We start from the raw sequence: 8,547 nt of genomic DNA on the forward strand, positions 1-8,547 counted from the left end.
CATCCCATAATGAGAGGATTGGAATTTGAACATGAAAGAGAATTTCTGGCGTGAGTTACCACGACCGTTTTTTATATTAGCACCGATGGAAGATGTCACGAATGTTGTGTTTCGTCATGTCGTGGCGGAAGCTGCAAGACCCGATGTGTTTTTCACTGAATTTACGAATACTGAAAGTTATTGTCACCCGGAGGGGATCTTCAGTGTACGTGGGCGTTTGACGTTCACAGAAGACGAACAGCCAATGGTAGCCCATATTTGGGGGAACAAGCCCGATCACTTCAGAGATATGAGTATCGGAATGGCGGAACAAGGATTTAAAGGCGTCGATATTAACATGGGCTGTCCCGTTCCTAACGTAGCTTCGAAAGGAAGAGGCAGCGGGTTGATCAATTATCCTGATAACGCAGCGGATATTATTCAAGCGGCAAAAGCAGGAGGATTGCCAGTCAGTGTGAAGACGAGACTGGGCTATACAGATGTAGAAGAATGGCGTGGTTGGTTGACACATATATTGGAGCAAGACATCGCCAATTTATCGATACACTTGCGTACTCGAAAGGAAATGAGTAATTTCGAAGCGCATTGGGAACTAATCCCAGAGATTAAGAAACTTCGTGATGAAATTGCACCAGATACGTTGTTAACCATTAACGGGGATATCTTGGATCGTCAAATGGGCTTGGAACTCGTGGAAAAATACGGAGTAGATGGCGTGATGATTGGACGAGGCATCTTTAAAAATCCATTCGCTTTTGAAAAAGAGCCAAGAGAGCACAGTAGTAAAGAGTTAATGGACCTGTTAAGACTTCAGCTGGATCTTCATGATAAATACTCAAAAGAAATTGAAGAGCTCCCATTTAAACCGCTTCGTCGATTCTTTAAGATTTATGTCAAAGGAATCCGAGGAGCAGGTGAATTGAGAAATCAATTGATGTACACGGAGACGACAGATGAAGTGCGCGCGTTGCTCGATGAATTCGAAGCCGAGAATGTAGATGAGTTAAATCAACAGGAGAACTAATCATTATTCTCTTGCACAACGAGCAGTTAAATGCCTGTTTCAGCAAATCATGCAAACAGGATTGCTTTAACCAGACAAAATACCCGGTCCGCATATATATTCACTGCGGACCGGGTATTTTTTATTTTTTTCAACTTTCATACGTTGCAATAAGAAGAATCTGATGATTGAATTGTTTTAGGAAAGATAAGGTGTGCTACATTGGATGATCGAAATAAATGTGAAAGTAAAATTCACCAAAAATGGTTCAAATCCTACTGCATCATCTCTACCCATTCGGGGATTTCCATATTGCACAATATATTGAGTTCATCTTCTCTTTTGTCTTGATAAGAGCTAACGGATCTTAAATCTAAGTCAACGATGGCAGGGTGGGTCATTATTTCAACAGACTTACTTTCAAGGCTTTTTAGGCGAGAAAAGAGATCTTCATTGGCTCCATCTTCGTAAAAATCCAACCATAGAGAGTCGGTCAACAGGATATCAGGATAGTTTTTTAAGGAATCCGTATAGCGGACGGGGACTTGGTACTCGTTCGATAGCTTTACGATCAGTTCTTTAAAAATGTCCCAGCCATGAACGTGGTGGTGACTGTCGATGTGGTGCAAATGTAAACCTGTCGAAAGAAACGCATCCAGTTGAGCACGCCATTCTTTCTCTACCTCTTCAAGATTAGGAGGCTCCATTTTTAGAAAAGCATTCGTATAGCGAAAGACACCTTGTTCATTGACGAGCGTTGGCACGTGTTCACTTAAGGGTTTTCCAAAGGTGAGTACGAGATGGATGCCTACATGTAAGGAGGGCAACATTTTCGCTTTTTCAACGGCATATTCCGTTGCAAGTCCATTCATCATTAACGTTGTTGACTGAACAACACCGTTTGTATGGGAGTGAATAATTCCATCCGTTACGCCTTTTGTTAATCCGAAATCATCTGCGTTAAATAGTACTTTCACCCGCAATCCCTCCTAGTTTTTACAAATCACTCTTCCTCTAAGTAATTACGACTAATGACAAAATTCGTTTTGTCTCCTCTGAAATAGGAGCGTGAGTATTCAAATACATTTCCTTCTACATCCTCGGCCACTGTTTCAATATAGAAGCATGGCAAGCCTTCCTTATATTTTAAGATGTGAGCCACTCGATCGTCGGGAAATGCAATTTCAACGTGCTCTGTTGTCTTAGCAATCTGTAAATGATAGTTTGTTTTGAGTGTTTCATATAAAGATGACTCAGCGTGTTCTTTTGTAATGCCAGGCGCTAATTTCCATGGAATATAAGCAATTTCAAATTGTGTAGGTTCACCATTCGCTTTTCTAACCCGCTCAATACATTGAATAGGATCATTGATGGAGACGTGAAGAACTTTTGTTAGTAGCTCAGTCGCAGGGATTACTTGAATACTGACGACTGAGATTTCTGCTTTTTTACCTTGGATTGCGATTTGATCACTATACCGTTTCACTGTGTGTGAAAGGGTTTGTTTTACTTTATGTTCCGCAACAAAAGTCCCGTTTCCTTGTTTACGGACAAGATATCCCTCAATAGTTAGTTGTTTAAGTGCTGTTCTAACTGTTGTTCTACTGACATCGAAATCTTTACATAACTCCAACTCTGTAGGGATTCTGTCGCCTACTTGATAAGTGCCAGACTTAATACGATTCAGTAAATCTTCTTTAATGTACGCATGAAGTGCTTGGTTTTTTTCCATTGCAATGCTCCTTCATTGATGATGTCTAAAGTGTACAAGATTAAAGATACAATAACAAATTTGGAATATATGTTACTACATTTGAATAATATGAATTATTGTTATATACAAGTTTTTAAATGTATGATACATTTACTTTAAAGAATCAGAAAGTAGTAACAATTCATAAGTGTTCTGTTGAAGTATGTATTTGGATATCTCCACTGAAGTATATGTGGAGATTTAAAAGTCTAGTGATTTTATCCGTAATCATATTTTGCAACCGCTTTCACATTTGCAGTAAAGGAGCTTTTAACATGAACTTAAAAATCGTTATCATCGGTGGAGGATCGAGCTACACACCTGAAATCATCGAGGGGATTATTCGTCGTCATGAATCGTTTCCCGTAACAGACATTGTATTAGTAGATATTGAAGAGGGGAAGGAGAAATTACGGATTGTTGGTGAGCTTTCAAAGAGAATGATTTTGAAATCTGGTAAGCCTATAAACGTATCTTGGACATTGGATAGAAAAGAAGCTCTTGTAGGAGCGAATTTTGTGTCTACACAAATCCGTGTTGGTGGTTTAGAAGCAAGAGCGAAAGATGAACGGATCCCGTTAAGTCATGGTTTCATTGGACAGGAAACGAATGGAGCAGGAGGAATCTTTAAAGCATTTCGGACGATTCCCACCATGATGGAAATGGCGGAAGATATCCATCAAATCTGCCCAGACGCATGGATGATCAACTTTACGAATCCTGCAGGAATGATTACTGAAGCGCTGTTAAAGTATTCCGCACATAAGAAAGTGATTGGTGTATGTAATATTCCATTTAACATGCGACATTCCAGCGCTGAGATTTTGGATGTGTCACCAAGTGATGTGGAAATTGAATTCATCGGCATGAATCATTTTGTTTTTGGAAGAAAGGTCACGGTCAACGGGATTGATCGGACTGAAGATGTATTGAACAAACTAAAACAGGGCTTGGATTATTCTCCAGCTAATATTGTGGATTTAGGATGGTCTAGTACGTTTATTGACGCAACAAAGCTGTTGCCTAATCCGTATCATCAATATTACTTCCAGACAAAAGATGTCCTGAAGAAGGATATTCAAGCATTCAACGAACATGGTACACGTGCTGAAAAAGTTCAAGAGTTGGAGAAATCGCTATTTGAACTCTATATGAACCCTGAATTGGTAGACAAACCGAAAGAACTTGAAGAGCGTGGGGGCGCTTTTTATAGTGATGTCGCATGTAGCCTAATGGATTCCATTTATAATAATCGAAAGGACATTCAAACGGTGAATACCTTTAATAATGGGGCGATTCCGGATTTGCCGAGTGATGCTGTAATTGAAGTGAACAGCGTGATCACTGAAAATGGGCCAGAGCCAATTTCAGTTGGGCCTCTACCATCAGTTATCAAAGGAATCGTTTACGAGATGAAAGCATTTGAAGAACTTGTTATTCAAGCAGGTATCTCAGGTGATTATCATGATGCATATGTTGCCATGCTCATGAACCCACTTATACGTGATGAGAAGGGAAGTAAAACGGTACTTGATGAGCTACTAGTAGCGCATAAAGAGTACTTACCACAATTCAAGGGGGAATTGGAATGAAAGGTAGATTCATGGAAAAGTTCATTGAAATCGCTGGACGTATTGGAGCACAGCGCCATCTTGTAGCCATCCGTGATGGATTTGTCGCGATCATGCCACTTATTATTATTGGTTCCTTTGCTATCTTAATAAATAACTTTCCACCATTAGGTTCTTTCAGTTTTGTTGAATGGATGAATGGTATATTAGGTGAAGGGAATTGGCAAGCAGTTGGGGGCAGTATCTGGAATGGAACTTTTGCTGTCTTAGGATTGTTAGTAGCTTTTTCAATCGCCTATAGCTTAGCTAAGTCTTATGAGATAGATGGTTTATCGGCAGGGCTCATCTCCGCAGCATCTTATATCATGCTTGTTCCTGTAACTGAAGATTGGGGATTGAACTTTGCTTGGTTGGGCTCTCAAGGGTTATTTGTAGCCATCGTCCTAGCCCTTGTGTTGACAGAACTATTCCGAGTTTTAGTGAACTCGAGATGGACGATTAAAATGCCAGAAGGTGTTCCAGAAGGGGTTGCACGGTCGTTTAAAGCATTGATCCCTGCTACTATTATTCTGATATTAGTAGGTTGTTTCCAAGCTCTTATGAGTGTCTTCGCAGAAATTAGTGTATTTGAAGTGATTTTCCAAGTAATTCAAGAACCATTGCAAGGACTTGGTAATACGTTACCGGCAGCTATTTTAATCGCATTTTTAAATCATTTACTTTGGTTCTTTGGATTACATGGCACCAATATCATTGGATCGGTTATGGAACCATTGTATCTTCCGTTAATTCAGAAGAACTTAGAGTTATTCAGTAGTGGTGTCTCTGCATATGATGTTCCTTACACGGTTACAAAACCATTTCTTGACTCCTTTGTTTTCATGGGAGGATCTGGAACGACGATCGCATTGATAGCAGCAATTTTTATCGTAATTCGAAGAGAGAAAAACCACCCTTATCGAGAGGTTGGTAAACTTTCTGCTCCTGCATCATTGTTCAATATTAACGAGCCTGTCATCTTTGGATTACCTATCGTACTGAATCCGGCTATGCTTATTCCATTCATTCTAGTTCCGGTTACTTTAACGATTACGTCTTATTTTGCCTTAGCTACAGGATTAGTGCCAAAGACAGTAGCAATTATTCCGTGGACTACTCCACCAATTTTAAGTGGTTACTTAGTGACGGGTGGAAGCTGGAGAGGGATTGTATTGCAATTATTTAACTTCGCGGTTGCGACGATCATGTACATTCCATTTGTTATGGTAGGGGTAAGAGCGTTAAAACAGCAAGTGGGGAGAGAATAAGAATGCACACGATAGAAGAAATTCAAATGCTATCTTTTACAATTATTTTACACGCAGGGAATGCTAGATCCAGTTCAATGGAAGCCATTGCCTTAGCGAAATCCTATGAATTTGAAGAAGCTCGAAAAAAGATAGAAGAAGCGGATAAGGAATTCACGGAAGCCCATAACTACCAGACGAAGCTCTTGCAGGCTGAAGCGAATGGTGTTGAAAATCCTGTGACAGTCATTTTAGTGCATGCTCAAGATCATCTGATGACAGCGATGACGGTTAAAGAGTTGGCGAATGAGATGATTGATATGTACGAAAGGATGCAGATGATTGAGGAGGGAAAAAGATGAAAATCATTCTAGTTTGTTCTGCGGGAATGTCGACATCTATGTTAGTGAAAAAAATGAGAGATTCAGCAGAAGCAAGAAACTTAGATGTAGAGATCAGTGCAGTTGCTGAATCTCAATTGAAAAATAACTTGGAAAACCTGGATGTAGTCCTGATTGGTCCACAAGTCAGATACTTGGAAAAGAAAATAAAACAACAATTGGAACCTCAAGGTATAAAGGTAGACATCATCAATCAGTTAGCTTACGGAATGATGAAAGGTGACAAAGTGTTAGATCAGGCAATTGAGTTAAAAGGTTAATATAAGAAATCCTGTACACCCTATGCTAAGCAGCCGATTCATTCGGCGGCTTAGTATTTTTTGGTATGGAAGCAATGGAACTAGATGTACAGATGAAGGTGATTGGGAAACGTGAGAGTTCTGATGCGAAAGTGTTTGTTGAACTGGATATGTGATGATGAAACACCTGCGCACAAACGATTGGTGCACAGGCGCATGAAAAAACGTATTCTCTATTCTTCATCCAGTGGACTTGCCTGATGAAAGAAATTTGGTGTCACGATATCATTGCGGTACGGCTTATGGAAAATATGCGTCGTGGCGGGGGAGACGGGCGGAATGAGCCAAGTCCAGTTACCGGTGACAGGGCGTCCTGCACTATTCTCCTTTTTTTCAAATGCTTTAAATTGTTTGGCTGCTGTGTGATGGTCGATGAGTGTAACGCCAGACTGATGAAAAGAATGCAGGACGGCGATGTTCAGTTCCACAAGTGCTTTGTCGATCCAGAGTGAGCGGTTCGAGTTTGTTGCAAGTCCCATCTGTTTTGCTATCACCGGCAGTAGGTTGTATCGGTCTTCGTCCGCAAGGTTCCGCGCTCCGATTTCAGTTCCCATGTACCAGCCGTTGAAAGGTGCCATCGGATAGTCGATACCTCCGATTTCAAGTCGCATGTCAGAAATAATCGGTACAGCATGCCATTTGACGCCAAGCGCCTCGAAACCCGGGATGTCCGGGTGGCTGATTGGGACCTCTTTCACTAAGCCATCCGGTAACTTGTACAATTTAGGAAGGTGTCCGTCTTCTTGGATAATGAGCGGTAGGATGTCGTACGAAGTGTGAGCCCCTTGCCAACCGAGAGACTCGCACGTTTTTGTCATGGCACGATTCGCGGAATCTCCCACAACGTTCCCGTCCACTTCATAACCTGCATACCGAATCAGCTGGTGATTCCAGATTCGAATCGGATCTCGCCCTTGTTTACGTGGTGGAAAAACGGTAATAGTCGAACGGATATCGCCATCATTCGTAGCGAAGCGAATATGGTCCAGTAATGCATCAAATGCTTCGTCCGCTGTTGTGATGTCTCGTCTATCGAACACTTCAAGTGTTTCCCATAGCAGACGACCGATGCAACGGTTGCTGTTGCGCCAGGCCATTTTCGCCCCATGCATCAGTTCTGTAGGGGTGTGTGTATAGGTGCCGCTTACCCGGATTTCGTTTTTAATGTCTTGAAGTCGCTGTTGTTGTTGAACCGCAGGGAGTCCTAATTCCCCATAACAACGTTCAATGAAATCGGCGGCTTTCGTGTAAAGTTCTTCGATCTGTTCATGCACAATGATCCACTCCTTACTTTTCAGTCTATCATCGAACGGACTTGTGATTGCTGAACGTTTTGTGTCGGGATGAATCACTCATGAAAAGCAAAGCAAAAAAACATATTTACGGTATACTAGTAAGATGGAAGAGCCCATGTCAGGATATTAAAAGAGTATTTACTTCGACTTACCGATAGTTTACAATCCACCTTGAAAACACCGGATACACATTAAAATAAGGTGGCACTGACGGTCGTAAAAGTTAAAGTGTTCCAGGGATAACTTTATAAATTAGAAAGAAGGAAATTTTTATGTCAGATCAAACAAAGTATGTAGTTAATAATGTGATTCGGAATGCACAACCGGAAGATGCTGCACGTATTGTTAGTTTTTATAATATAGTTGGCGGGGAGACGGATTATCTGTCTTTCGGTCGGGATGAATACCCTCAATCAGTTGATGAAGTAGCGCAATCCATAGAATATATGAAAGGATCCGTTGGAAACTGCATGCTGCTCATGTTGGAGGGGGAGGAGATTGTCGGAATCGGTACGATCGATTCTAGTACGAAACACAGGTTCCTTCATGTCGGAACTCTTGGGATTGTCATTTCCCAGTCGCGCGCAGGAAAAGGACTGGGCCGCGTGCTGATGAATGCACTGATTGAGTGGTCTAAAAATAATGGACAAACGGAAAAAATTACGCTTGTCACACGTGCAGATAACGAGCGTGCCATTGCACTTTATGAAAAACTCGGATTTGAACGGGAAGGTGTATTCTGCAAAGACACGTATGATGGCGAACAGTATTACGATAGCTTATCCATGGCACTTTTCTTATAAAATCAAAAAATCTCCCACTATCAACTGAAGTGGGAGATTCAGGCTGTAGACAAACTCCAGAAATCATGGGGCTTGCCTACAGTCTTTTTCTTTTATAATAGAATTATCTATGCAGAGTTGATTTCCGCTGCGAGCG

Annotated in this window: 9 protein-coding genes; 6 read left to right on the forward strand and 3 right to left on the reverse strand. The window is 41.2% G+C overall.

Translation table 11 applies throughout. The annotated features are described in order from the left end of the window. Positions 1-31: 31 nt before the first annotated feature. Positions 32-1,024 (forward strand): tRNA-dihydrouridine synthase, encoded by a 993-nt coding sequence (locus tag N693_RS0100330; protein WP_025782809.1) that lies wholly within the window; start codon positions 32-34, stop codon positions 1,022-1,024. Positions 1,025-1,278: 254 nt separating this feature from the next. Here N693_RS0100330 and chbG read toward each other — a convergent pair whose 3' ends face one another. Beyond that, positions 1,279-1,980 carry a chitin disaccharide deacetylase gene (gene chbG, locus N693_RS0100335; RefSeq protein WP_051508655.1) on the reverse strand — a complete coding sequence of 234 codons (702 nt, stop codon included), beginning with the start codon at positions 1,978-1,980 and terminating at the stop codon, positions 1,279-1,281. Positions 1,981-2,006: 26 nt separating this feature from the next. After that, complete coding sequence (locus N693_RS0100340) at positions 2,007-2,735, reverse strand: GntR family transcriptional regulator (RefSeq protein WP_025782811.1); 729 nt, start codon at positions 2,733-2,735, stop codon at positions 2,007-2,009. 296 nt (positions 2,736-3,031) lie between these two features. Between N693_RS0100340 and N693_RS0100345 the strand changes: the two genes are divergently transcribed. From N693_RS0100345 to N693_RS0100360, 4 genes are read left to right on the forward strand one after another with little or no spacing between them, the layout of a single operon-like run. Beyond that, positions 3,032-4,348: a 6-phospho-beta-glucosidase gene (locus tag N693_RS0100345; RefSeq protein WP_025782812.1), complete on the forward strand. Its 1,317-nt coding sequence runs from the start codon at positions 3,032-3,034 to the stop codon at positions 4,346-4,348. Continuing rightward, entirely contained in the window at positions 4,345-5,634 is a 1,290-nt protein-coding gene (locus tag N693_RS0100350; protein ID WP_025782813.1) for a PTS sugar transporter subunit IIC, read from the forward strand. The genes N693_RS0100345 and N693_RS0100350 overlap by 4 nt, the downstream gene beginning before the upstream one ends. Before the next feature lie 2 nt (positions 5,635-5,636). Then, entirely contained in the window at positions 5,637-5,975 is a 339-nt protein-coding gene (locus N693_RS0100355) for a PTS lactose/cellobiose transporter subunit IIA (RefSeq protein WP_025782814.1), read from the forward strand. Beyond that, the gene (locus N693_RS0100360) at positions 5,972-6,274 is read left to right on the forward strand and encodes a PTS sugar transporter subunit IIB (protein WP_025782815.1); all 303 of its coding nucleotides are present in this window, start codon (positions 5,972-5,974) and stop codon (positions 6,272-6,274) included. Before N693_RS0100355 ends, N693_RS0100360 begins: the two co-directional genes overlap by 4 nt. Before the next feature lie 212 nt (positions 6,275-6,486). Here the strand turns inward: N693_RS0100360 and N693_RS0100370 are convergent, their stop codons facing one another. Continuing rightward, positions 6,487-7,587 (reverse strand): nitric oxide synthase oxygenase, encoded by a 1,101-nt coding sequence (locus N693_RS0100370; protein WP_025782816.1) that lies wholly within the window; start codon positions 7,585-7,587, stop codon positions 6,487-6,489. Positions 7,588-7,880: 293 nt separating this feature from the next. Here N693_RS0100370 and N693_RS0100375 point away from each other — a divergent pair, with 293 nt between their 5' ends. Then, a complete protein-coding gene (locus N693_RS0100375; protein WP_025782817.1) occupies positions 7,881-8,411 on the forward strand; it encodes a GNAT family N-acetyltransferase in 531 nt (176 codons plus the stop codon). Positions 8,412-8,547: the final 136 nt, after the last annotated feature.

Source organism: Sporosarcina sp. D27, from assembly GCF_000586555.1.
Classification (GTDB): Bacteria; Bacillota; Bacilli; order Bacillales_A; family Planococcaceae; genus Sporosarcina.